At 45.3% G+C, this 25,710-nt stretch carries 20 protein-coding genes; 6 read left to right on the top strand and 14 right to left on the bottom strand.

What is annotated here, in order from left to right:
* Positions 1-119: 119 nt before the first annotated feature.
* A complete protein-coding gene (locus HFP08_RS09545) occupies positions 120-716 on the bottom strand; it encodes a TetR/AcrR family transcriptional regulator (protein ID WP_168120362.1) in 597 nt (198 codons plus the stop codon).
* Between the two features lie 150 nt (positions 717-866).
* On the opposite strand from HFP08_RS09545, the gene HFP08_RS09540 reads away from it, so the two are divergent.
* Complete coding sequence (locus HFP08_RS09540) at positions 867-1,787, top strand: ketopantoate reductase family protein (RefSeq protein ID WP_168120361.1); 921 nt, start codon at positions 867-869, stop codon at positions 1,785-1,787.
* Between the two features lie 45 nt (positions 1,788-1,832).
* A complete protein-coding gene (locus HFP08_RS09535; RefSeq protein ID WP_168120360.1) occupies positions 1,833-2,492 on the top strand; it encodes a hypothetical protein in 660 nt (219 codons plus the stop codon).
* A 96-nt stretch (positions 2,493-2,588) separates the two neighbouring features.
* Here the strand turns inward: HFP08_RS09535 and HFP08_RS09530 are convergent, their stop codons facing one another.
* A complete protein-coding gene (locus HFP08_RS09530) occupies positions 2,589-6,554 on the bottom strand; it encodes a lamin tail domain-containing protein (protein WP_168120359.1) in 3,966 nt (1,321 codons plus the stop codon).
* A 460-nt stretch (positions 6,555-7,014) separates the two neighbouring features.
* On the opposite strand from HFP08_RS09530, the gene HFP08_RS09525 reads away from it, so the two are divergent.
* From HFP08_RS09525 to HFP08_RS09515, 3 genes are all read left to right on the top strand, one after another.
* Complete coding sequence (locus HFP08_RS09525; RefSeq protein ID WP_168120358.1) at positions 7,015-7,569, top strand: hypothetical protein; 555 nt, start codon at positions 7,015-7,017, stop codon at positions 7,567-7,569.
* A gap of 277 nt (positions 7,570-7,846) precedes the next feature.
* Positions 7,847-8,299: a very short patch repair endonuclease gene (locus HFP08_RS09520; RefSeq protein WP_168120357.1), complete on the top strand. Its 453-nt coding sequence runs from the start codon at positions 7,847-7,849 to the stop codon at positions 8,297-8,299.
* On the top strand, positions 8,292-8,498 hold the full coding sequence (locus tag HFP08_RS09515) for a hypothetical protein (protein ID WP_168120356.1): 207 nt from the start codon (positions 8,292-8,294) through the stop codon (positions 8,496-8,498). Before HFP08_RS09520 ends, HFP08_RS09515 begins: the two co-directional genes overlap by 8 nt.
* Before the next feature lie 57 nt (positions 8,499-8,555).
* Here HFP08_RS09515 and HFP08_RS09510 read toward each other — a convergent pair whose 3' ends face one another.
* The 10 genes from HFP08_RS09510 to HFP08_RS09465 all read right to left on the bottom strand — a co-directional run bounded on the left by HFP08_RS09510 (position 8,556) and on the right by HFP08_RS09465 (position 23,015).
* The gene (locus tag HFP08_RS09510) at positions 8,556-10,238 is read right to left on the bottom strand and encodes a DNA cytosine methyltransferase (RefSeq protein ID WP_168120355.1); all 1,683 of its coding nucleotides are present in this window, start codon (positions 10,236-10,238) and stop codon (positions 8,556-8,558) included.
* Positions 10,235-12,322: an AIPR family protein gene (locus HFP08_RS09505; protein WP_168120354.1), complete on the bottom strand. Its 2,088-nt coding sequence runs from the start codon at positions 12,320-12,322 to the stop codon at positions 10,235-10,237. Before HFP08_RS09505 ends, HFP08_RS09510 begins: the two co-directional genes overlap by 4 nt.
* A gap of 5 nt (positions 12,323-12,327) precedes the next feature.
* The gene (locus tag HFP08_RS09500; RefSeq protein WP_168120353.1) at positions 12,328-13,269 is read right to left on the bottom strand and encodes a PD-(D/E)XK motif protein; all 942 of its coding nucleotides are present in this window, start codon (positions 13,267-13,269) and stop codon (positions 12,328-12,330) included.
* Positions 13,266-16,043 (bottom strand): Z1 domain-containing protein, encoded by a 2,778-nt coding sequence (locus HFP08_RS09495; protein ID WP_168120352.1) that lies wholly within the window; start codon positions 16,041-16,043, stop codon positions 13,266-13,268. Before HFP08_RS09495 ends, HFP08_RS09500 begins: the two co-directional genes overlap by 4 nt.
* Positions 16,044-16,057: 14 nt before the next feature.
* Positions 16,058-17,509, bottom strand: a complete 1,452-nt coding sequence (locus HFP08_RS09490) for an ATP-binding protein (protein WP_168120351.1) — start codon at positions 17,507-17,509, stop codon at positions 16,058-16,060.
* A gap of 526 nt (positions 17,510-18,035) precedes the next feature.
* Positions 18,036-18,896, bottom strand: coding sequence for a DUF5677 domain-containing protein (locus HFP08_RS09485; RefSeq protein WP_168120350.1), 861 nt, complete (start codon positions 18,894-18,896; stop codon positions 18,036-18,038).
* A gap of 468 nt (positions 18,897-19,364) precedes the next feature.
* Positions 19,365-20,855, bottom strand: coding sequence for a 23S rRNA (uracil(1939)-C(5))-methyltransferase RlmD (gene rlmD, locus HFP08_RS09480; RefSeq protein ID WP_168120349.1), 1,491 nt, complete (start codon positions 20,853-20,855; stop codon positions 19,365-19,367).
* A 98-nt stretch (positions 20,856-20,953) separates the two neighbouring features.
* Positions 20,954-21,862: a diacylglycerol kinase gene (locus HFP08_RS09475; RefSeq protein WP_206109214.1), complete on the bottom strand. Its 909-nt coding sequence runs from the start codon at positions 21,860-21,862 to the stop codon at positions 20,954-20,956.
* A gap of 63 nt (positions 21,863-21,925) precedes the next feature.
* Entirely contained in the window at positions 21,926-22,708 is a 783-nt protein-coding gene (locus HFP08_RS09470) for a sirohydrochlorin chelatase (RefSeq protein WP_168120348.1), read from the bottom strand.
* A 16-nt stretch (positions 22,709-22,724) separates the two neighbouring features.
* Positions 22,725-23,015, bottom strand: coding sequence for a YerC/YecD family TrpR-related protein (locus tag HFP08_RS09465; protein WP_168120347.1), 291 nt, complete (start codon positions 23,013-23,015; stop codon positions 22,725-22,727).
* A gap of 217 nt (positions 23,016-23,232) precedes the next feature.
* On the opposite strand from HFP08_RS09465, the gene HFP08_RS09460 reads away from it, so the two are divergent.
* Positions 23,233-23,862 carry a hypothetical protein gene (locus HFP08_RS09460; RefSeq protein WP_168120346.1) on the top strand — a complete coding sequence of 210 codons (630 nt, stop codon included), beginning with the start codon at positions 23,233-23,235 and terminating at the stop codon, positions 23,860-23,862.
* A 113-nt stretch (positions 23,863-23,975) separates the two neighbouring features.
* Here HFP08_RS09460 and HFP08_RS09455 read toward each other — a convergent pair whose 3' ends face one another.
* Positions 23,976-24,968: an inorganic phosphate transporter gene (locus HFP08_RS09455; protein WP_168120345.1), complete on the bottom strand. Its 993-nt coding sequence runs from the start codon at positions 24,966-24,968 to the stop codon at positions 23,976-23,978.
* Positions 24,969-24,991: 23 nt separating this feature from the next.
* Positions 24,992-25,603, bottom strand: a complete 612-nt coding sequence (locus HFP08_RS09450; RefSeq protein ID WP_168120344.1) for a DUF47 domain-containing protein — start codon at positions 25,601-25,603, stop codon at positions 24,992-24,994.
* Between the last annotated feature and the right edge of the window lie 107 nt (positions 25,604-25,710).

The following is a 25,710-nucleotide window of genomic DNA, read 5'->3' as shown; positions in this document are numbered from 1 at the left end:
TCCGGTAAACCAACAGATTGGCATGCAGCTGCTTGCGTCTGCATGCCAATCTGTATCTTATTTGTCCTCTCAAATCACTTTGAAGCAATAGGAACCGCAATATTGTTTCCAATTCTTCCTCACGGGAAACCAGATTCTCTCCGCGTTTCCCCTTCATTGACTGCTCCAAAGAAATAATACGGTTTTATCCCATTTGCAAATAGGCTATCGATCAGCGTGACCAATTCCTCCGACGATAAATCCTTGCCGTTGCGTATCCAAAGGCGAAACAAAGACAGTAATGTTGAGATGTAAAACTCAATCAGATATGGCGCTAAGTTATCATTTGCTGGAAAGTCCGCAATCAATCTCTCAAAAGGAATTTCTCTTTTCAGGCGTTCAACAAAATGAACAGAACCATAGTCGCCCAAGAGAGCTTTCAAGACTGAAATTTCTTCTGCATTTTCCAAGCATTGAAGCGCATCTTGAAACGCATGCGTAGAAAGCTCCCTGCTTGCCATTTCCTCGTGAATGGATTTTATGACACGCTCTTCCACATAGTCTAACAACGCATAGATATCCGTAAAGTATTGATAAAATGTACTGCGATTATATCCGGATTGCTTCGCAATCTCTTGTATAGATATTTTTTCAATTGCCTTTTGGCTATATAAATCACAGAATACATTGATAAAGGTTTGCCTTGTTTTGTCCGTAATCTCAGGTTGCTTATTCATGATTTGCCTCCACTTTTCTGTCCAATCGATAATCCGACAGATATTGAAAATCTGATGGTTGATGACCGTATGGTGAAGCCATACAATAACATTATACAACACGTTGTTGGATCATTAACAACAATAATCAACTTTTTGAGGGAGGCTAACATGAACATTTTATTCTTCGGCAGAGGTTTAATATCGACCCAGTATGCTTGGTCTTTCGAACAGGTAGGACATACAGTTGAGTTTTACGTTAGAAAGGGGAGGAAAGAAACCTTCGGGAGCCGTATTGCGCTTGAAATGTGGGATGCACGGAAAGGGAAGAAGTTCATAAAAGAAAGCTGGAACGTCAAACTGCATGAGGAAATTCTTCCCCATTATGATCTCATTATTGTGAGCGTCAATACGGAGCAGCTTCCTGGGGCAGCACAATTCCTATCCACTGCTGCAGGAAATACCCCCGTTCTCATCTTCAATAACATTTGGCAAGATCTGAAGTCGTCTATCGCACCTCTGTCCATGAACAATGTTGTTTTTGGCTTCCCCGGAGCAGGAGGCGGCATCGCGGACAATAGACTGAGAGGCGGTTTTATGAAAATGATATTTCTGGAAAAGCCGCGGGCAGGCACTGAACCTATTAACGACAGGGTCAAGGAGCTATTTGAAAGTGCCCATTTTAAAATTAGTTGGATAAAGGATATGCAAAGCTGGCTATGGAATCACTTTGCCATGAATGCAGCGATGGAGACCGAGGTGTTAAAACGGGGAAGCTTTTCTGCGCTCATGAACCACAAAGCCTCATTTGCAAATGTTGGGTTAAATATGAGGGAAATGATTCCTGTCCTTAAAGCACGAGGCGCAAGGACAGATACGATTACTCTGCTGTTGACCAAGATTCCACCTGCAATTCTCGGCATACTTTTTAACAAGGTCATTTTTGCAAAGGGAAGCTTACCGCGACTTTTCATGGAATACAACAACAGTAAAGCAGGGTTTGCGGTACTTGAAGTTGTGAGAGAAGCAAAAAAATTAGGCATACCTTTGCCGCGTCTTACGATGGCATTGGAAAATACTGAACAGGTTTGATGATCTGGATAAAGATTATGGCTGGCAGAGGAGGCATTGATGCTTATGACCTGGAAGGCATGCGCCCTTGCATTCCTGCTACTAATGATTACATCATGTTCGATGAACAGGAATACTACAATTGAAACGCCAACATCATCATACATAGAATGGAAAGAACAGATTGATTTATTGCTAGGTGGACATCCCTATCTATTCCCACAATATCAATCTCAGGTTGGTCCACTTGAGTTTGTGTTGGAGCATTCATCTGCCAATCAAGTAGATTATAGCTTGTATCGCTCCGATGCATATGCAATAAATCACGAGTTAAATGGCGTACATACCGTCCACGATTTCTACTATTCGTACTCTTGGCAACAAGGAAGTAGCGAAAAAATAGACCAATCGGATATTTATTCAGAATTTGGAATAACGAATAATTCTGGCAGCAGTCTCGCTGAATATCATAAGGATGGGATTGAGGTGTATCAGCTCGCAGAGTATCAAAAGGAAAATAGTGAAATCATTAACGAAATCATTCGCTTATTAAACGAAGCGCATGTTCCTGCAGCTCAAATCTTATTAAAAAACTTGGAGAACGAAGCTTCGCTAGATGTAAGAATCACGGGTTTAGCAGAAACCGTAGAGATTACCTTTTCTGTTCGAGAGGCTAATGAATTAAAGCTTTATTTGAAGGATTTGGGGAGTAGCTATAATTCATAAAAATTCGAGATAAAACAAAGTCCCGAGCGCTTCGCCATTAAAGCGCTCGGGCATGTTTATTTAGCTGCGTTCTATCCCAGCCTCTATCCAATTCATTTACTTCACAAACGCAGTCGCAACATTTTTGAATATCGTGGCCACGGCTGCTCTGTCGGCATTTGCTTGTGGCGCGAAAATGTTTCCGGACATTCCGTTTATAAGACCATAGCTTTGAAGGGTCGTCACTGCGTCCTTCGCCCAATCGCTCACTGCGTCAGCATCTGCAAAGGCAGGCTTATTTGTTCCTTCGAATTTGATGCCCTTGTACGCCAAATAGTTATGGATCATTACAGCCAATTGCTCGCGCGCGACAGGCGCGCTTGGATCGAAGCTTCCATCCCCTGCACCCGACACAATCCCATGATCGGCTGCCCAGGCAATGGCAGCGCCATACCATGCATCCTTATCCACATCCGCGAATACGGATGTATCGTAGCTCGTCAGGTCCGCTCCCTCCATATTCGCAATAACCTTGGCAACCATCGCCCTTGTCATTTCGAGATTCGGCGCGAAGGTATTGTCGCTTACCCCATTGAAGAGCTGGCGAGCCGCTACAAAGTCTACTGCATTCCCATACCATTGCGTGCTTGAGACATCAGCAAATGCGACTTTATTGTAGCCAATCACATAGCTTGAGAAGTGGTTAAGAGTCATCCTTACTGTGCCAGCTTCAGAATCATACATTCCCATGACAGGTTCAAGACTTCCGTTCTTGTCCAGATAGTACACGACAATAGCGTTCGGATCCTCGCCTTGGCGTAATGTGTACGGCAAGGTTACACTCGCCGAACCGCCATTGAAATCACTGATTATATCATCGCCGCTTGCAACCGTAAACTCGTAGACCGGTCTGTCCGCAATCCTCTCTTTAGCGTCTCCGGATACGGAAAGCACGCCAGGATCAATAACACTGGCAGATAGCTTCACATCCCCCTTCGCCGCTTCGGCAATGGCATTTAGCGTCATATCATCAAACATGATGGTTGCAATGGACGAAGTCATTTCAATAGCTTCTACCCGAGCTTCGGCTAATGCGCCAATCGATTGATGTGGAATCTTCAATTCAACGGAATCAGGGTTTCCTTCAGCTTCTACCTTAATTTCAACCTTCTTTTTTGTTGCATTCGCGGCTTCTGCATTAGCAATCGCTTCAGCAATGGCTTCTTCCGTTAGAGCCGCTGTCGCGATACTGCCTTCAGACGTTTGTGTGATTTCGGAAGTAACGTTGATTCTGTTATGTTCTACCTTCGGCGCGTCTGGTGTAGGCGTTACCGCACCATTGTTGCCGCCTCCTGTACCGCCAGTACCTTCATTGCCCTCATTGCCCTCATTACCTTCATTACCTATATTTCCGGAATCATCATTTTCCTTATAATCAGAGGCGATAGAGCCTATCGTCAGAGAGCCCGTATTTTCACCATCTTTGAACCGATACACCGGTCTCTGACCCTCTCTCGTAAAGCTTGCCTCTGCAATGGCAAATCCCTCATTATTGAAGCTCGTATCGACACCGCTTGGAGGCATTACATGAATAATGGCAGGATCTTTCTCTCCATTCAGCGTTATTTTTGCCGCGCGGTTGCCATATCCATTATCTGCAACAACCCACAATACATGTTCATAAGTATCATAGTCGAGCGCCATGGCACCACCCATTTTCCCGTCCAGATCCGCAATTTGCACAGAGCTTCCATCTTCATTTAAAACATAAGCATACACATGACCATTATCCTCCAAGGCAACAAAGAACACGCCGCTTGAAATGGCATCCGGATATTGAGCCGCATCAAAAACGGTATCCATATTTTGATCATACAGCTTGCCTTCAACATCTGCATTGGATACCCATTCTACAGCTTCAATCCCCATATTGGCGGAAACCTGCGGCAATGAAGCCGTTAGGTCCCACTGCTGTAAGGCAACCAAATCACTGCCCTCTAGCTTCGGATCAACTTGCAAAATCATATTAAAGTTAACGCCCTTATCGCTATTATCACGTTCGGAAGCGACATAAACAAAGCCGTCTTCATCTACTGTAATACCTTCCGTATCCGGACCTACCGCTTCTGCATCCTCCGCATCCTTTTGGAAACGAATACGCTTGCCGTTTTCAAAGCCTTCCGCAAAGCTTAACTCTCCATTTTTTGCAACGTCCAAAATCCAAAATCGGCCCGTACCATTATCAACTGCATATAATTGACCGTTATAGAAATCGAGCCCCGAAGAATCCTCCAGGAATGTTGGTTCCTGGTCAAAAATGACAACCTCATCATTACCCGGCCATTCCATAACATCAGGGACACCTTCGAATTTATTTTGCGCGCCAGGGGTTGCTTCCTTTGTATTTCTATACTCGGCTCCCGTTACATCAGGATACAAGCCCCAAGTCGGATTCGTATGCTCTGGCCATATTGTGCTGGCTATTAATCTCTCATTTTCAAACAGACGTACAGCATCATTCTTCCCAAGGCCAAACCCGAACTCTTCATCGGTTAATACCAGAAAGCCATTTCCCGGAATAGTTGTACCGCTCGGGATCGCATATTGATGGGAATCCTCACTGTCCTTTATGACGATGCCCGAAATATCTAAAGCTTCTCCTGTTGGATTGGCAAGCTCTATCCAGTCAGGCCCGCCGTTCAGGTCATTGGATTGCACTTCGTTTAGTATAACCGGATTTGTGACCACATTGGCTTTCCCCTTAGTCGAAGTCGGAAACTCTATGAGTTCGCCTGTTCCATCCGGAATACGCGCGTACACGCCATTTGCATGGGCTTCCCATGAATAGTCTGCAATGGACACACCGTCTTTATTGAAAATCGTAACGCGATCAGCCTTCCCCAGACCAAAGGTGAAATGTATATTTTGATCAAAAACGTAAAATTCGCCCGGATTAAGAAGGGTGCCATCCGTTACGGGCGTTATATCTGCAGCATGGCCGACTGGATCATCATCGTATACATACCAGCCTGACAGATCAACGACCGCTGCTCCTCCATTATAAATTTCGACCCAATCCGTTTCGTCGTCATTAGACTCTACTTCATTGATAACAATCTGAGGTTTATACCAATCGTTTGGCAGTCCCTTTGTTTCTTTCGTTAATTCAAACGAACCCGTCCCGTCCGGATATCTTCCGAAGGAGGCCAATGCTGCATCGCCTTCATAACTCGCATGCTCTGTCCAGGAATATTCATCCAAGAGATTCCCATCCGCATCATACAAACGAATCGAATCTCCCGAACCAATGCCAATCGCCGCCTCGAACGTACCTGCAGCATAAGCATCTGTCTGGTCATCGTAGACTAGACCCTCCGTGTTCGCATCGACAACAAGTAACTTGCCTGCTCCCAGAGCTGCGCCCTCTGCGAATTTCCAACGGTGGTCATCCGAATTGTCGCGAATTTCAAAACCGGAAATATCCATCTCTTGGGTGCCCAGATTAATAAGCTCTACCCAATCATCCGGCGAAGAATTAATTTCATTAAGGAGTAATTGATGCTGGGGCAGCTCTTCTTCTTCGACAATATTGGGCTCGCCTTTGGTTGGCGCCTGATCAACGAATTCTCCCGTACCGTCCGGAACCCTGGAATACGTACCGACTGCATGAGCGGAATAAGCATACGAATCCATTAATGTACTGTTGCTATCGTACAGGGAAACAGCATCTCCATTTCCCAAACCGGAATCACCTTCAGCTTGTTCAATAACAAGGATATCGCCAGCTTTTAAAACAGTGCCATCCTCAATACGCCATTCCTCATTGTCTGCCAACCGCTCTAACCCTTTATCATCCGTCACAAACCATCCGCTGATATCGATATCTTCATTGCCGATATTTATTAATTCAACCCAATCGATATCTGTAACGGAATCGCTAGATTCGATTTCATTAATAACAACGGTGTTTTCAACTTCTGCTGCATGTACAGCCTGCATGGGAAATACCTGCATTGGAAATACGACCATCGATGCAAGAATGAACAGGTTTAATAGACGCCTTGCTTTATTGCTATTTTTCATCGTCACTGCTCCTTATTCCGTTTTATGTTCCGAACCTATATTTCTATCATGAAGCATCATTGTAAATTTCAATTGTGCTTTAAGTAATGAATTTGTTAAGTTTGCATGCCAGATCAAAAAAAAGCCCAAAATCACATCAGTGAAGTGAGGTATGATTTTATGTTATTCCCTTCTGGGATTAGGAGAGGTTTTTGCAAGCTATAAGTACTGCACACCTCCCATGACTGACAAAATAATTATCACTCTTAAAGAAAGACACAGGTGAACTTATATAGAATGTACCTACTCTCAGATACTACAGTACTCGAAACAGCTTGGTATCTATTGAAAGAGTTAACTTAGTTCAAAAAACAATTTCAGTAATTACATACTTCGCTTTCCAAACACCCAATTCATCTTCATTGAAACTAATGGTATTATTTGTCGTATTATAATTAATCAAATTCTGAGGGAGATGCATATGACAGAAATTTTGAGCAAGTTAGCTGGGAAAACGATTTATTTTGTACTAACCTTTTTTATGCTTTATCTTTTCAGTTTATATTTTGGTTTAAGGATAATAGACTCTGTTATCAAAAATGAAACAGCGCATGTAGTGCGATTCTTTGCATATGGCACTATTATTGCTTCAATCATATCTTTTGTAGGCACCATTGTTCTGCACATTATTTATCGTTATATCGTTAATGCGAGAAATTTCGCACCTTGGTTCAGAACGGTGAATCTCTTTTTTCTATATGGATCCGGTCTGTATTCGGCTATCGGTGCTATGAAAGGTTTCTTGACATCAAACAGTATAGTAACTGGTTATGAAAACATCTTTGATGACAGGTTTGGCTTAATAGTAATAGTCTTCTTTGTTGGATTATTCAACTATACGGCTTACCAGTCGATTGTTCTGTCTGAACCGAGGGAGATTCCAGTAATTGAATGGTTTATCGAGATGTGGGTTCGGACTAAAGAGTACTTTAGAAAACTTATGGGAGATCATCAAAACTCTAAAAGAAACATTTGAACACGAAAGAAGACATCATTGTTTGGTTTTTCCAACATACTCGATTTCTGATTTATTTGAATAATCCAATGCAATCCCAGCAATACTATCAATTCTTGATCGATCCGATTACTTACTAAACATCACACATTTTACCATTCGACAAGTAATTGTACTAAGGGGTAATATGGATGATGAATATAGCGATTTAAGTATTTAGTTTTTAGGCAATCTCGACGCACTGCTGAAGTGAAAATATGTTCTGGTGAATATTCTAACAGCTAAGGAGGCGGATTCTATGGCTGACGATCGTTCTCCCCAAGCTCGCAGCTACAACATGTCACGAATCCGAAGTTCAAACACAAAACCTGAGGAATTAGTGAGAAAGCACCTGTTTGCAAAAGGTTTTCGCTATAGGAAGAATGACAGACGCTATTTAGGCACTCCTGATATCGTTCTTCCTAAATATCGTACAATACTTTTCATACACGGATGTTTCTGGCATTGCCATCAGAATTGTCCATACTTTGTTATGCCGAAGTCAAATATTGAGTATTGGAAATCAAAGTTGGAAAATAACCGGAACAGAGATATTAAGAACATCGAGAAACTCCGTTCTGACGGGTGGCGGGTAATCATTGTTTGGGAATGCGAGTTGAAGAAGACAGTACGCGAGAAAAGACTGAAACAACTGTTTGAGGAAATAGAGATGCCAGCAGCGAAATATAGCGGAGGACTTGCAGATGGATAAAGCATATGAAGCTTTACGCGAGGCCGAATGGCTGAAGCAATGCGATGAAAAACGTCCAGCGGATGTGTTTTGGATCATCCACATCAACTCACCATGCCGTTTTCCATCAATAACATCAGAATCGTGGCTTGTTACTGATACGATAAATATTGGCGTTCCAAGGGAGGAGCTTTTCTCCCCCCTCTATTATTCTTCTTGATCATTATATCTGTAAATTGTTGGACAGGCATTAACGTCAACTTTCGGGCTTATTGTTTCAGACAAATAACAATGAATTACTTTGGTTGTCATCAATACATTCATGAACACTATGAACGTGTGGTCGCCGCACATCTAAATATTTAAGGAAATGTGTTGCAATCGACTTGGCAAGGATTGGCGGCACCGCATTCCCCACTTGTTGGTACTGAGCATCTTTAGTTCCGCAGAAAACAAAACTATCAGGAAAAGTCTGCAAACGCGCTGCCTCGCGAATGCTGAGCGCACGGTCATGGATCGGGTGAATCCACATTGATTTTCTAACATTTACTACTGTTCCCGAAGGCTCATCATAATTCAAGCGCAAATAAATCGTATTCTGTGTTCTTTCGGAATCCGAGTAGGTCGTTTTAAGCTCTGGCTTTAGGCTGTGAAAGTTTTGCCCCTGCTTGATTGCCTTAAATCGCTCAAGCGCGCGTTCGGTTGTTGCAGTAGATACATGATTATATAATGTAATTGAATCACGCAACAACAACCCCAACTCAGAAAGCCCATCCGAGGCATCTCCAATTGAAACTCCAGTGTTACCTTCTGCTATGTTTGTCGTTGGTTCAATTGCTTCCAAATCCCCAATAGCATCATGAACAGTTTTAAAGTTCTCTTCTTTTATAGTTCCTACAGGCAACTCGATACAATCAGCAATGTGCTTTTTAATGCCCATAACAACATATCGCATTCGTTTTTGAGGCGCACCGAAGGTTGCTGCTGACAAAACACCTTTGCTGATCGTATATCCGTTACAATCTGCTTCCAATATGGACGTAATGTAGTCCAGAACGGACATAGATTTCACATAGGCAACCAAATCACCTTCACCAGAATACCGTTCAACTACGATTCTATTATTTTTGATTTCCAGTGCTTTAGAAAGCATACGTTGTAGTAAAATTGATGGTCTAATTGCTTCACAAAGTCCATCAATTTCATCATTATTGAAATACTGTACTAAGGCATTACCAGCTTGCCGTCCTTGTTGTATAATATAGTTTTCGCCTTCAGTATCGAGCAGCTCTTTAGCGAGTGCCGTTAGTTTACGCCGATGTTTATTTAACGCAGCCCTGAGTTTTTCCATGTTACTACGATTCTTGAAAACTACATTCAGAACGAGATAACTTTCGTCTTCCCATAAATAACGGGAAATCATATTTACATCCGAAATAATCTCTGTTACGCCATTGAATACAAATTCCACTTCAAGAAGATGTATTTGTGAATCTGTCGTAGGAATTCCATATTGCTCGATGTCACTCATATCCTCTTCAGCAACAAAAAACCGATGAACCTCTGATTGAAGCATACTAACGTTTTCCATTAAAAACGCCTTAGGATTTAGATGAAGAACAGTCTTAACAAACTTCTTTACAAGCGAGTTGTTAAGACTTATTGCGTGGTTTTTCTGGCGATTCGCATTGGAAAAACCTTGGCACGGAGGCCCGCCAATGACAATATCCACCTGTCCTAGTTTTTTCTTTGTTTCTTCCGATAAAGCATCCTCAACATCGCTGTACATACAACTTTCTTCAATTGCATGGTTGCGAAGATAAGTCTGCTGAGCAAATCGATTCATTTCAAAAGCAGCTTTCACCATGAACCTACCGGTCTGAAGGAATCCAAAACTAAGCCCACCTGCGCCAGCAAACAAGTCAACGATACTATATTTGATATTTGTCTGCTCACTCATAGCTTGAATCCCTCCTCTTGAACTCGTTCCAACACTTCAAGAAGTTTCTTGCTTTGTGCTGGTGTAGGTATTTTCAGTGGTATCTGACAAGCGATTCTTAGCGCGGTGCTTTCATCGGGTGTAATCATGCGCTTACTTATCGCAAACTTCATGACCGCGTTCCATTGATCTGGAGCTATCTCCGTGCAGACTTTTGTCTGTATTTCGACTCCCGATAGCATTCGCTGATCGGACTTTGCTTCACGTTCAGCCGTCTTCTTTTCCTCATTATCGATAAGGCATGTTTTGATCTCATAAGGTAAATCAAAATAAATGGTGCTGACGTTTTTCCAACATTCTTCACGTTTGCACCATTGAGTTACGTTTTCTACTTTGCGACTCTGGTCAGTTAATTTGTTATAGACTAATTCAGAAAGGGATGTTAGCACCGAAGCAATTGGAGATGGGACAGTTTGCCTTGCCCATATGCTTGCCAAGTCTAAAGTCATACCAGGATGCTGCCCTACAATTAGTTTATGTAATAACGCTATAGTATAAGTTACAATGTTAGCACGATAGCTTTGAGTATACCACGGTTGATGTGATACCATTCTCTCAGTATATCTAAATAAGAGCATCAAAGCAACGCTTTCTTGCCAGTATCTCTCATTGAAAATCAGCCCATTATCCGTCTCAGCCCAGTCTTTATCAGTAGCTTCAGCGAAAGCAGCAAAATTCGTTTGAGCTCCTCGACTCACAATATGAGGCAAGCATTTCCAAGAGTTTCGGACTTTCGCAAGATCAGTTTTTGTAATAAGTTGACTTTTGGGATTTTGCAACAAGAATTTTTTCTTTTCGCTTGGGGTCAAGCGCATTTGTTTTTGCAAATATTGTCCACGCGCTCTTTCATAAAACCACTTAGTATCGAACTGCGAGCCGCCCGTTGCGCGTGCATAGAGCCTTTGAGAAAATTGCTCCATACGAACATGGAAAGGATGCGTAGAGAAGAAGTCGGCATCGCTTACTTTGTTCTGACTATTAGACGAACGCGATATATTCTGCATTAATTCTGTTGCTTCGTCAGCAAGAGATCGTTCAATAACTGTAAGTTTCATTTGGACAAAAATAGAACTAAGGTCTGCCTTGTCTTTATGGCGAGCATTGGAAAGCGATGCTGTCGTTTGACCGCCGTTGATAATCTGAAAATCTGTAACACCGACAAGGAAGATGCCTTGTGAAGTGATTTCAGTTTTTATATTCATTGCCGTTGCGGCTATTCCGTTATTATATGCAAAGAAACGTTCCGGGCATTGTAGAATTGTCGTTCTAATTTTCTTATTCACAGCAACCTTTGTGGATAAGAAGGAACGAACATTTCCTTCAAGCAGTGAACTGCCATATCGATCATAGATATCAGCTAGAAGTACGCCTGGAATAATGCAGAGATAACTTTTGAAGTCATCAGTCGTGGTGTCGCTGGCTTCAATACATGGGATACCTCTTGCGGTATACTCCTTAAATTCAATTTCAATAATTGAGCGTCCAGAAACGGAACCACAGACTTTGAAAAGCCGCTCTAAATCCCAAATTTGGCATTCTACAGGAACTCCATCTATCTCTGTTACATCCAAAGCTTTAATTGCAGAACTCATTATTGAGGTTGTAAATATCAACAGCTGATATTTTCTTGTAATTGCTCTTTTTTCGCGCAACAAGTCCACCAAGTCTGAGCAGGCTCTGCTCATTTCAATTTCACTGTGGAGCGAACTATTTAAAGACTGGTCAACGAAATACACGAGACGTTCTTGTAACTGTGTTGCTTGTGTCCGTGTAATAACATTTTCTCTATCTGAAGAATCAAAGTCGGCTATTACGAGCGACATCGTTTTATCAAATTCATCAAACGCATATCCATCAACCCGGAGCTTGCGATTACGTTTACCCGTCCCTTCAAAATAAGAAGCAGTGAAATCTAATAGGACTTCTGCGCTTTCTAAATATTCAGCGAAACTACTGACAAAAGAGGCACAAGAACCCTCACCAGTAGCCGCGGCTTCGGCTCTGACGTTTTCCATAAAATCTTTTCTAAATTCTTGTGCATCCATTTATGTCATCCTTTCTGCCATTCCTGTAAGGATGGAAGGTTTAACTCGTAATGTAAAGAAACTATCTGAGCAGGGATAGTTTTTTTCGTCATTCGAGGAAATGTTTCATTAACTGAGTAACATTGCGTACCCGAGCAGTAATATTTCTGTTCCGAATAGGCTTGGAGGTCAATGTATCCATATGCTGCAAGTTTTGAGCGAAATATCTCCAAAGCATCAGAGTCACCGGAGAGCTGATCACAGATTTGTCTAACAATATCATTCAGCGAAAATGCGCCATTCTTTTCGGGAGCAGTTTTGTCAATGCGCATAATCACAAGTTCGCCATAATCGTTACAATTCAGCTGTTCAAGTGATGAAATGGTAACGCTTGTTGCGGAGGCCCCCACACTTTTTACTTCAAACCAACCATCGGCATATGCGAAATCTTGGTCTGCACCATCCGCTCCAATCCACCCTTGCACAGTAGTAAGTGCTGAGTCCGAAGCAGCTAGTCTGTTGGATAAGAATAATAATTCGCCGATCAATCCCTTTCGGCTATGCTCATCCATTAGTCCGCTTTTCTGGGATTCAAGCAGCCGACTCCATTGCTTATACCGACTTATCACAAGTGTCAGAGCTTCTTTCTTATTTGAAGCCGATTGAGAGTGAACGACAATATCGCTACATAGGATTGCAAACACACTTTCTTGTTCATCACGAAGCAATTCGAAGGACAGTGTCCACCTGTTATCCGATTCTCTGCGACGGCGACTAACCGCCATGGACTTTGAAGATATAACATCCCCGATTTCAATGTCGCTGACTAAGAGCAAGGTTTTCTGGCTTATTGACTGAAAACCTATGTGCCATTCCAATGGATGTTTTATATCCACCTGTAAAAAGCCACCGTCGCGATATTTAATACTGTCCCATTGCCTTTGGAGAGATTCTGGTGTTATTGTCATTCGTCGTTGTCCTCCTCAGGGTCGTAATAATTTTTGAGTTCAACCGCATTGACCATGTAGCTTGCAGTTTTCTCAGGTAACCCAGTAAATGGGAAGCCAGCACCGATGGCAAACAAGTAGTCTGGAATTTTAACGCCATCATCAATTTGTGTTCTTATTTGTCCTTTTTTGTCTTTCCCAATACGGTCAACATAGATGACGTGCAACATGAGGATTGGCGAGCGTCCCTTGATAAGATAAGCACTATCGGGAACATGCCTTTTATCAGGATTCTTATCCCGAAAATCTTCTTCAGCTCGCGTCTTCTGCCCTTGTGTTAACCCGAGTGCAGATGCACCACCAGCACCAACTCTAACCTTCGTACCACTGATACTGATTTGGTCAACGCTAGCAACAACAAAACGCTTTTCTGGCTTTATTTGCAGAACTTCGCCGCTACAGTATAGTTCCGAATATGTTTCGGTTTTGTCAGAGCCTTCTGCAATAACAACATCCCAAGTTGCAGTGCCCATCTTATCTCTGATAAAATCAGCAAGTGCATGACCTTGGAAAGATAGATGCCAAGGATGAGTTTTGAAGTCTCTCAGTAACTGTTCTACTTCTCCTTTAGCAACGCCAGTCCAAAAATACTGCGCTTTGTCACGTGGCGACCGTTGCCCGATTAAGTCCAATCGACTCACAAAATCTTTGAATACTTCCTCGTTGGAAGTTAATGAAGTCGCATCGGCTTTTAAGCGCGGCGTTTCTAACAATCGACCAGACACTGTAATTGGGCGCTTCACCATAGTTCCTGCCCGCATTTTATTCCTTGCTGTTACAATCAATGAAGCGGGGTCTTGCCGTACCTTAAGACCGAATTCCAACGGGGTCAAGTTGGCGTTTTTCATTCTTGCAATTTCGAGCTTTAACTCTTCGGCGGCAGCCGTGATATATCCGTACCAGTCGATGGCTTTCTCGCTTATCCAAATCTTGAATAAATCATCGTACCCAGGACGATATCCGAACCAACGCCCCATCTGAAGCAATGTATCGTACATGAGCGACTTGCGGTAGAAATAGCTCACGCCAAGCCCTTCGATGGTAAGCCCCCTAGATAAACTGTTTCCTCCGACAGCAATAACACGAAGACCATTCTCACGATTTTCAAAGTAATTGAGGCTGGTAGAACCGCTTTGCTGGTTTACTGCTCTTACATCGATAGGCGATACAGCGATAAAAAGATATTTCGACAAGAAGTGGTGCCAAGTCATCGGTTGACCACAATACCCAGCCTTTTCAGCAAGTCCGTATTTCTCCCAAACCTGCTTTAAATAAAAAATGTTGTCGATTGCGCTACTTTCACTTTCAGAAAGACGCGAATAGCTCCGCAAATCATCTCGCATATCACTGAGCCATACGCTCACCAAATCTCGAATTTGATTCTGCACATCAGTAAAACGGCTAACGTGAATCATCATAGAGCGATGGGCTTTGTTATCGCCCCGCACATCACGAATTCCATTCATCAGCAAGAAGTAAGCCATTGCTTCTTTCATGCTTGGCGGCAACGCAGTAACAGGATGGCCTTTTTTGTGATCGAAAGGAAAAAACGCATCCATCTCAATAGGATGGAGTTCCTCAAGAACACTACTGAACGTAGCGTCCTCACCAAAAATACTATCGGCACCTATGTAATTCGATGGAGGAGCGAGTGAGTATATAAAATCACGAGGAAATAAGTCCTCACGTAACATCTCATCATCCGTGTCGGGATTGATAAAGATGTTAGCATATGGAGTTGCAGTGATTCCAAGATAAGACGCCTGACGGAACAATGCCAACAGTGCACGAATTGCTTCGTTAATCGCCGTCGGGTTTTCATCTTCTTTTTTCGTATTAACTGAAGCATTATCAGCCTCATCATCAATTAAGAGCATTGGCAGGTTGATTATGCCATGTGAATTGGTATTATTGTTTTTCAACCAACGAATAAGATTATTAAGGATGCTTTTATTCTTCTTTACGACAAATACAACGGGAGAAGTGACGCTGTGCAAAGACAGGTTTAACGCTCGTAATATGTTATTGTCAAAGTCTTTGGTAACTGATGTAAAGGATTCAATTCGCTTTTCCTGTCCATATCGCCCAACACCCACAGAAACGTTTTCAATCTCACGCTTCTCAGGGTCAAGCAAATACTGGCTCAATCTACCCGAAAACTCAGTATCAAGTCGTTCTTGGGTTTGTTGACGAAGGTTTTCCATCATGCCAGCAAGTATAATTATTACGCGATAGCCTGTGTCTGCCGCCTTATTACAAATAGCAGTATAGTTAGCGGTTTTACCTGACTGGACATCCCCCAGAACAAGACCTCTCCGCTGGAAAGGCTCAGTGCTTTCGGGATCGCCAAGCAAGTCCACAATTTCATCAGATACTCTCCCGAGATTGCCAGTAACTCGAGGATTCCAATGTTTAACGTTTTCAAGATACTTCTTGTAACGATTCCAAAAGAAAAAGTCGTACTTGGACCGTCGAGCCGGCAGCCATGACTGGTGAGGACGTTTGCGGTCAATTATGACTGTACCTATTTCCATCTTCACAACGATGTTTATTTTCAGCTTGCGCTTGATCTCCTCATATTCTTCATCAGTGACATGACAGAAAGAATCGAGCGACGCTCGCAATTTGTCTGCTATACCATCAAACTCCGCCTCGGTTGGTGGCTCGGAGGGAAATGCTGTGTTGATGCTGGAGGAAATCATCCCTTCCAGTTGTTCGACGTTAGTCCCTGCCATAGTTAGCACGCTCCTCACTTTCTGAATTTAACAACTATATGTGGGTAATCCACAAATGGATCAGATACCGAAAGCCGCTCCAGTAATTCCATTCGCATCACCGCGGTTGGCATTTGATCTAGCAGCAACTTTAGAGTTGCTTCAATATCATTTGCAGTGGTTTCTGTGTCATTTTCGATTGGCTTATCCGAGTTCAAATCTATATATAGCTGATTTAAAGGGAGTTGCGATTCAATCGCCTTTAACAATGTTTCTAGGTTGCGACGAACCTGTGCTGGTGCGTCTAAGAACATTTCAACCATTGGATGGTCTCGATTGATGTTATAATAAAAGCCGCCTTGTTTACCTTTAAATCTTTGCCAGACATGAACGACCGAATCGTTTGTTTCTTTTTTACCACGGAAAGTCCAAGTTTGCTTGCTTCGTTCAGCTAAACGCTCGACAATCGATTCCAAGTTATTACGCACAACTTCTGGTGGAACTGCCGTGGATTTCTTAATATCTAACGTCCAGAGACCATCAAGTTCATTTGGAATATCCACTTGAATGCGAGCCAGCTTTGAAAGTTCCCCTTGGCGCATCATGCGAAACCAAGTGCCCCCTAAAAGTAGCCGCTTATTACGATATATATAGAAACCTTGACTTTTACGAAGCCCCTCTTTTCCGCCGAGAGCATCAATTTCATCAGAGGATAACGCTGATACATGCGGAAGTATGAAAGGGCGAACAACAACCTTTGCATCCTCAATATATAACACTTCATCTGCCATAACTTGCGTATTTCGCTTCGTAAGAAAAGGATCAGCAGGTTCGACAGGAAGAGCATTCATATTTATACGTAATTTCTTTAGCCCCGCTTCACCGCTTATGTAGCGGTGAAAAACCAATGATAGATGATCTCGTACATCAGACATTTTTTTGCTCATCGAGCGATCAAAGTTGACTTCGCCTACTTTTAACCTATCAAGATTCTGCCAAACAACGAGTGTGCCGGATTGAAGTTTATTTAATTCCTCAATGCGCGGAACAGTGGACATTTCTTCTTCAGTTTCAAGCACCAATAACGACCACTCTTCTGTTTCTGTAACATGGTCGATATCCCAACGGCGTGCCTCAACTCGGCTTTCCTGTTTGCTAACCACAGTTAAAGTACGGCATTGCGAAAGAGAGGCTGTTTTTAAACCCAGTCCAAATCGTCCCAAGTCATTGGCATCGCGGTTATCATTAGGATTTTGGCTTCCATACCTCATCGCGGTCTCAAGTTGTGTCGAGTGCATGCCATTTCCGTTGTCTAATATTGCTATGTAGGAATCATTTATAGGAAAGAAAAAGAGATCAACACATGATGCTAATGCCGTTATACTATTATCGATAATATCAGCAACTGCTGCTTCTAACGTATACCCAATCGCACGGGTTGATTCTATTAGCGTAGGTGCGTGCGGCGGCAACGAGACTGTTTTCATATACTGATTCCTTTCTTCTATGATTAAATGATTAAGGATGCCCAACGAATAAAGTACCGTTATTTTTTCGGTAATTTCTGATAAGACCTAAAAATAACTTTCGTATCTCCTCCCCTAAGAAACATTAACGTTAATAAACCCTCAACACTCCTATCAGAGACAACCTTACAATTCGATCCAACAATTCCATGGGTATATCTTCTATAAGCTGATCGGAAAGTCCTTTTTTTCGACAACATTCACTATTTCAGATTCATATTTGTCAAATTCACCTGTTTTTCGATCTCCTCAATAGCGAAAGTAAGTCCCCTGTATATGATTACTGTTTTGAAGTAGTCATTCGACAACGCAAAAAATCGCCCCTTCTTGAGTTGGTGGTGTGGTAACATCCATTCTACAAGAATCTGCGATTTCATACTTCCATTTCTAACATTACAAAACAGCAATCTATTAGGTAGCTCTGGTTGTATTTTTGGACACCCTCTTCTCCATTTCCCAAAAACATTTTGAATTTAAATGAACAAGATCAATAATCTAAAAACTGTTCTTCGATTTCTCGGAAGGACCTATGGAATCTTTCCATTTCTTCATCTAATCTTGAGTGCGAATCTAAATAGATTTTTTCTGCAGGTTCGTTATTTAGTATTTTATACGCGTAGAGTCTTAAGAAAGCAAAAATCAAGACATCGCTAATCTGTCTACACCCGTGCGCTAACTCTTTAGCTATCCTTCTTTCAGGAATTCTTTGATTATGATCTATTAGAAAATTAATAGCATCCGCATCTTGGTGGATTAAGTGACTTCCAATTCCATATCCATGAAACAATCCAAAGAAAAACTTATGCTTATCTTGCTTTGATAGCTCTTTAATAATTTCACTATATGACCATTTGTGCTCTAACTCTTTTCGGTATTTCCGCGGATACTTTTTATTTATTTCCTCAATTTCTTCTTCACTAAGAACGGTTGCACCGATAAATTTCATGTCATTTTTTTGTTTTTGATCGCCAGGTAAATATTTGTATACATCTTCTGCTCTTTTTGAACGTTTTATTTTATTTATGATAGGAAGGACATTCCAAAAGTCATCTATTTTCTTTGTCCTTTCTTCATTTGAGCCCACTGTCAAATAAATGAACTTTAGCGTCCCTTCAAGGATAGATCGAATAAGCATCTCGTTATCCCATAATCTATTGTTTGCGACTAACACTAATACACTCTCACTTGTAGTATGACAACTAATAGGCAATTGTTTAAGTACATACCTTTCAAAAACCGGCATTTCAGAATCACTATCAAAATATTGTGATATCTTTGAAAAATATTCATGTAAGATATGACTAGCACGTGCCGCTATATTCATTAGTATTTTTTGATGCTCTTCCATTTATATTCTCCTCATATCATGCTAAAGGTTTGGTATATAACGTTATTGTGTTACCTCGCTCGGCAAAAGCCCGGCAATACTGTTCATTCCCAACATTCCAACATAGTCGTCTATCAAATTGAGTCAATTTATACTTTCATTATTAGCTTTATGTGTCACGAAAAATCAGGTGCGCATGTCTCTCATGTACCTAATTCGTTTATCTAAGCTAAAAAATAAGACCACCTCTATTTTGCTTTATAAGGTGGTCTTTGGATCGTTATGATGCTCATTCGCGTTTTCACAGTTCATTTCATAAATAACAGAAGAATTCTCTCTTTGTAGGTCAAAACTCGCTCGTCATATCTATCCATTTCAAATCCAAAACAACTGAAACCTTAATCGTATCTCTCAACACCTTGTTCTTATAGTCACTCTCATCCTGCGCAAAGGAGAAATACTTCGCTGAATGCTCAAAACTATAGACTTCTAGGTATCGACGCGACATATCCCCACCACGCACTCCACATGAACCGTATGCGGAAACATATCCACCGGCTGCACCTCCACCGTCCGGTACCCGCCATCCTCCAGCACTCGCAAGTCGCGCGCCAGTGTCGAGGGGTTGCAGCTCACATAGACGACCCGCTCGGGGCTGATGTCGAGGATGGTGTCGAGCAGGGCAGGATCGCAGCCCTTGCGAGGAGGGTCGACGACGATGACGTCGGCCTCTATCCCCTCGTCGCGCCAGCGAGGGATGACGACCTCGGCCGGGCCAGCTTCAAACGACGCGTTCTCGATGCCGTTCAGTTGCGCGTTGCGCTTCGCGTCCTCGATCGCCTCGGGGACGATCTCCACGCCGTACACTTCGCCGGCCTGACGCGCAAGGAACAGCGAAATCGTGCCGATTCCGCAGTAGGCGTCGATGACCTTTTCCGTCCCGCTCAAAGCCGCATATTCCACCGCTTTGCGATAAAGCGCCACCGTCTGCGCAGGATTCACCTGATAGAACGATCTTGCCGAGATGGCGAAGCGAATGCCGTCAAGCTCGTCGTAGATGACCTCGCTGCCCCACAGCACCTTGGTCTCGTCGCCGAAGATGACGTTGGTGCTGCGTTCGTTCACGTTCTGGACGATGCTCTTCACGGCAGGCAGCGCCTTGCGAATATGCTCGATCCACTCTGGCTGCCGAGGAAGACGCTTGCCGTTCGTCACCAGCACGACCATAATTTCGCCCGTCACGACGCCGGTGCGAGCCATAATATGCCGCAGCACGCCTGTGCCGCTCTCCTCGTCATACGGCGTCACGCGAAGCTCTCTCGCGATGCCTTTCACGACACGAATGACTTCGTCGTTATGCTCATGCTGGATCAGGCAATCATCCATGTCGATGATACGATGGCTTCCTCTGGCATAGAAGCCCGCAATTAATCCATCTGCGCCGCCTTCCTCCACTCTATCTGCTCCCCCGCTTCGAACACTTGCATGGCCGACCGGCACCGAAGCTTTGTTCCGATATTTCCAAGGCTCGTCCATGCCGATGGTCGGGTGAACGGTTATGTTGTTCAGCTTCCCAATTCGCGTCAAATTATCGACCACATGCTGCCGCTTCCAGGCGAGCTGCGCCTCATAATCCAGATGCTGCAGTTGACAGCCGCCGCATTCCTTGTAGATCTCGCATGGCGGTTCGACGCGGTCGCCGCTCGGCGCAAGCAGCTCCTCCATCCGCGCGTAGCCGTATTGCTTCTTGAGCTTCATGACCTTGGCGCGAACCTTCTCTCCGGGCAGCGCGCCATGCACGAATAGGGTAAAGCCGTCCGAGCGGCCTACCCCTTCGCCTTCATGTGTCAGCCCGACGATATCCATCGTCACGACATCATTTTTCTGGAACGGCCCGTCATGCCGCGCGGACTTGCCCGCCCCCGCAGACATCCGCCCGCTATTCCTAGCTCCTGCTGCTCCCGTACGTTTCCTGCTCATAGCTTCTCCGATCTGATCTAATCCTTGTTATCTTTTATTATAAGTCCACTCTAAGTACACCTATTCTTATTCGTTCCACATCACTCGCTTCGCTCTACCTACCGATAAGTCGAAACCCCCGTCTCATCCGCGAAGATGCGCAAATGTGAAGGCAACACCGAGAAGGTGCAAGGCAGCACGCCGCCGTATTCGCCGTCGAGATTAAGCTGGACATAATCCGGCGTTGTCACCTTCAGCTTGTTCGTGCGGAAGTAGGTGACATGAGAATCGTTCAGATGCTCGCCGCGAAGCGCCAGTGTGACAAGCCGGATGAACTCGCCCAGATGCATCTTGCGGATCAGCATCACATCGAGCAGCCCGTCATCGAGCTTCGATTCCGGAGCGAGCTTCTCGAACCCGCCAACCGAGTTGCTGTTGCAGATGAGGAACATCATGTATTCGTCCTGGAAGATGCCGACGTCCTCGGCTTCGAATTTCAGCTCGGTCGGGCGCAGGCGTGTCATCTTCTCGATGCCCTTCATATAATAAGCGAGCTGGCCGACCATCGTCTTCAGCTTGCTCGGCACATCGTAGGTCAACTCCGTCAAGGAGCCCCCGCCCGCAATGTTGATAAAATAACGATCATTCGCCTTCCCGACGTCAACCGGTCTCGTATATTGACCGATGATGAGATCGCATGCGTATTCCCAATGCTTCGGAATGCCCGTCGCTCTGGCGAAGTCGTTCGTCGTCCCCAGCGGCAGAATGCCGAGCGGCGGCCGGTTCGGCTTGTTGGCGAGCCCGTTGATGACCTCGTACAAGGTGCCGTCGCCCCCGGCGGCGATGATCATATCGTAGTCGCGGTCCGCAGCGTCCGCGGCTGCGAGCGTCGCGTCGCCTTCGCCGACCGTCGCGTGGCAGGTGGCTTCGATTCCACCTTGATCAAGACGCTGCAAAATATCGGGAAGCCGCCGCTTCATCTCTTCTCTTCCCGATGTTGGATTATAGATTAACCTGGCTCGTTTCATCAGAGCTCTAAGCCTCCTTAGGGACATCATCGCAGATGGTTCCAAAAATATTTCAATACTTCTCTATGTATTCGATCCTTCAGCCAGCCAGCTCGAAATCCGCCTTGCAATCCACCGCTCGATCGCCGGATGCGGCAGCATCGCCTTCCCGTTATAGCGATAGCGGAGTCCTTCCAGCCGTTCCGGAATGACTCGATTGGTGAAATAGCCAACGCTTAGGAAAACGGGCACGACGATGATCTCGCGCTCAGGCTCCTCCTGCTGCATGCTTTGAAGAACTGTGGCAGCCTGATCCGGCAGCAGCATCGCGTATTCGGCCCGCGCGAAGCCGCCGGCAAGCCTCAGCCGCTTCGCAAGCTTGCCGAGCCCCTCCGCCCAGCGCTCGTGGAACACCGGCTCCTTGCTGCCATGCCCGACCAGCAGCAGCGCTTCCCTGGACGGATCGGTGGACAGCTCCGAGATATTCGCAAGCAGCAGCTCGCCAATCTCCGGATCATCGTCGATGGGCAGGCCATACGTGACCCGCACGCCTTCACCTACGCGGAACTCGCCAAGATCGCCTTCGAGATCGGATACCCAAGGGAAGCCGAACGCTTGCCCGATTTCATCGACATGCGTGCTGCCGGAGGATACGAATAGCGGCAGCACGAACAGATCCGTCACGCCGAATCGCATCAGCTCGTCAATGCCGTCCTGGATCAAGCGTCCCTCCACAATTTCAAGAAAAGAAGAGACAACGGGCACATGAAAGCCCGCTGCTGCGGCATGAATTGCCGCGTCAACGAGCTTCACCCATTTCTCTTCTCTGGATCCGTGGCTGATAACCAGTATGCCAGGTTTCGTCATGGCGATACGCGCCTCCTTACCTGCCGAGACGCTCAAGCGACATTTTGTAACCGTCGTTGCCGTAATTCAGGCAGCGCTTCACGCGCGAGATCGTCGCCGTGCTCGCTCCCGTCTCCGCTTCAATCTGATTGTATGTACTGCCCTTGCCAAGCATGCGAGCGACTTCCAGCCTTTGCGATAAGGATTGAATTTCATTCACGGTGCATAGATCATCGAAGAAAATATAGCATTCCTCAACCGATTTTAATGTTAGTATAGCTTCGAATAACTGGTCAATCGCTTTATCATTCAGCTTCTTCAGCTGCATTCGCATTCACTCCTATGTATACTGTTCTTACTATTGTATAGCTTTGTTCGTTATTTATCAAACATTAACGTGCGAAAGCCTTGGGCGGAATTCTATCTGCAACCCTAACCGCTCCCCACAGGCTATTAACCAAAAGTTTTCTTCGCGAAACAGGGCATTCGTCCAATCGTTATGAACGCCTAACCCATAGACTATGAAAAAAAGGGTTGTGATCTGTTTGAATCAATATCATCACCCCGGCGTCGGCAACCAGCAAGGCCAACAAGGCCAGCGCGGCCAACATGGTCATCCTGGCCAGCACGGTCATTATGGCCAGCAAGGCTATGGGCAAGCAAGCAGTCATCGCCAAGGTCAAAGCCAGCTCGGCCAGCAGTACAACGGCTTGCACGGAGGCTTCCAATATAACGGCGACATGACGCCTCCACCTCAGACCGCGAATACGCAGAGCCTGCTGCCCTCGATCGTTCCCCATTCGAATAATCAGCTGATCGAGACCGATGCGATGCAGTCGAAGAAGGGAATCAAGCTCGGCAATCTCGGAACGCTGCCGAACCTGACAGAGATCAAGGGCTTCGTCGACCGCATGGGCGGCCTCGACGGCATCCTCAGCACCGTCACCAAGGTGCAGAAGGTGATGGGCAGCGTTACTCAGATGGCCCCGATGGTGAAGGTGCTCATGGGCTCCTTCGGCAAGAAGTCGATCAGCGAGGATGACGAGAACAACAGCGAGTGGAAGCCTCGCAGGCGCAGAAGACGGAGACGTCCGGCATCGAGCGCAAGGCCAAGGCCCAGACAAGGGGGCAGCTCCGGCAGACGCCGCCGCAGAAGACCTGGACGCCGAAGATAATACGCTCCACAAAACTCTGCCCCCCAACGGAATCAAAAAAGGACAGCCGAGATTTCCGAAGCGCCTCATGACGCTCGCCGGAAATCTTGGCTGTCCTATGTATTTCGCATGAATTAAGCGAAGAGATGAATAAGCCAGAAGACGCCCATCGCGAGAACGACGGTAATCGGAATCGTAATGACCCAAGCGATCGCGATTCTGCCCGCTACTCCCCATTTCACGGCGGAGAAGCGCTTCGCGCTGCCCACCCCGAGAATCGAGGAGGTGATAACATGCGTCGTACTGACCGGAAGATGAATCATCGTCGCCGACAGAATGATGGCAGCGGAGCCCAGGTCGGCCGCGAAGCCGTTGATCGGCTCTATTTTGAAAATCTTCGTGCCCATAGTCTTGATGATCTTCCAGCCGCCGATTGATGTGCCGAGCGCCATCGCCGTAGCCGCCGAAATCTGCACCCACAGAGGCACATGCATCGTCGACTGCTCGCCCGCGGTCACAAGCGCGAATACGATAATGCCCATCGCCTTCTGCGCGTCGTTCGTGCCATGCGAGTAGGATTGGAACATCGCGGTGATGATCTGTCCGGTCCGGAAGCCCTTATTCACTTGATGCGGAGAGGACTTCGCGAATGCCCGCTTCAGAATCCACATAATAATAAAACCGAGCGTGAAGGCGAGCAGCGGCGAAATGAGCAATGCCTTCATAATGTCGACAAAGCCTTCACCGTTAATGGCGCTGAGTCCCGCTCCCGCGATAACCGCGCCTGCCAAGGAGCCGACGAGCGCATGGGAGGAGGACGACGGGATGCCGAACCACCATGTGACCAGATTCCATATGATCGCGGAGACGAGCGCCGCTATGACAATCGTGACGCCATGCTCCAGTTCCGCGGGATTGGCAACACCCGAGCCGATCGTCTTCGCAACGCCGGTGAACGTGATCGCGCCAAGGAAGTTCATGACCGCCGCCATGAGGATGGCTACTCTCGGCTTCAGCGCCCTCGTGGATACGGATGTCGCAATCGCGTTAGCCGTGTCGTGAAAGCCGTTGATGAAGTCGAATGATAACGCTAGAAATACGACAATCCAGAGTACATATAATTCCATGTCTTCGATTCCTACTCTCCTTGTTAGCTGTTGCGCATAATGATCGATTCAAGTACGTTCGCAACGTCTTCGCAATAGTCGGAAGTCTGTTCGAGCCGTTCGTAAATTTCCTTGCGCTTGATCAGCTCGATCGGATCCTTCACGTTGGCGAACAGGCTCGTCACGCCTACGCGCAGCAGATCGTCGGCCTGGTTCTCAAGCTCGTTGATCGAGATGCAATGCTCGCGCATCGGAAGCAGCTTCTTCTGGGTCAGGAGATAGATCGCGCTCTTCACCTGATGTCCGCAACGGACAAGAATTTCCGCGAACAGCGTAATATATTCATCCTTCTCGCGAAGATGGTACATTTCAAAGCGGGAGGCGCAAGCTTCAATGCCGTCGACCACATCGTCAAGCGAGGTGATCAGCTCCATAATATCCTCGCGTTCGATCGGCGTAATGAAGGTTTTGTTAAGCTCCTTCAAGATGGTGTGTGTATACTGATCGCATTCGCTCTCAAGCTCCTTCATCCGCTTCGCGAAAGCCGACACATCCGACAGATCCGAGACGCCGCTGGCAAAATATTCAATTGCTTCTACGAGCGTGTCCGCCATTTCTTCCAGTGTTTTAAAAAAAATGTCCTTTTTCTTAAACATGCTAATCCCCTTATCGACTAGAAAGTATGGGTCTTGCGGTATTGCTTGTTCAAAGCCTTCCTTAGTGTACACCATAATTGTTAACGGATTGTAAACATCCATGAAAA

Origin of the sequence: Paenibacillus sp. HB172176, from assembly GCF_011947265.1 — a bacterium.
Taxonomy (GTDB): Bacteria; Bacillota; Bacilli; order Paenibacillales; family Paenibacillaceae; genus Pristimantibacillus.
The sequence above is the reverse complement of the archived record's forward strand: the minus strand, read 5'-3'. Positions and strand labels throughout refer to the sequence as shown.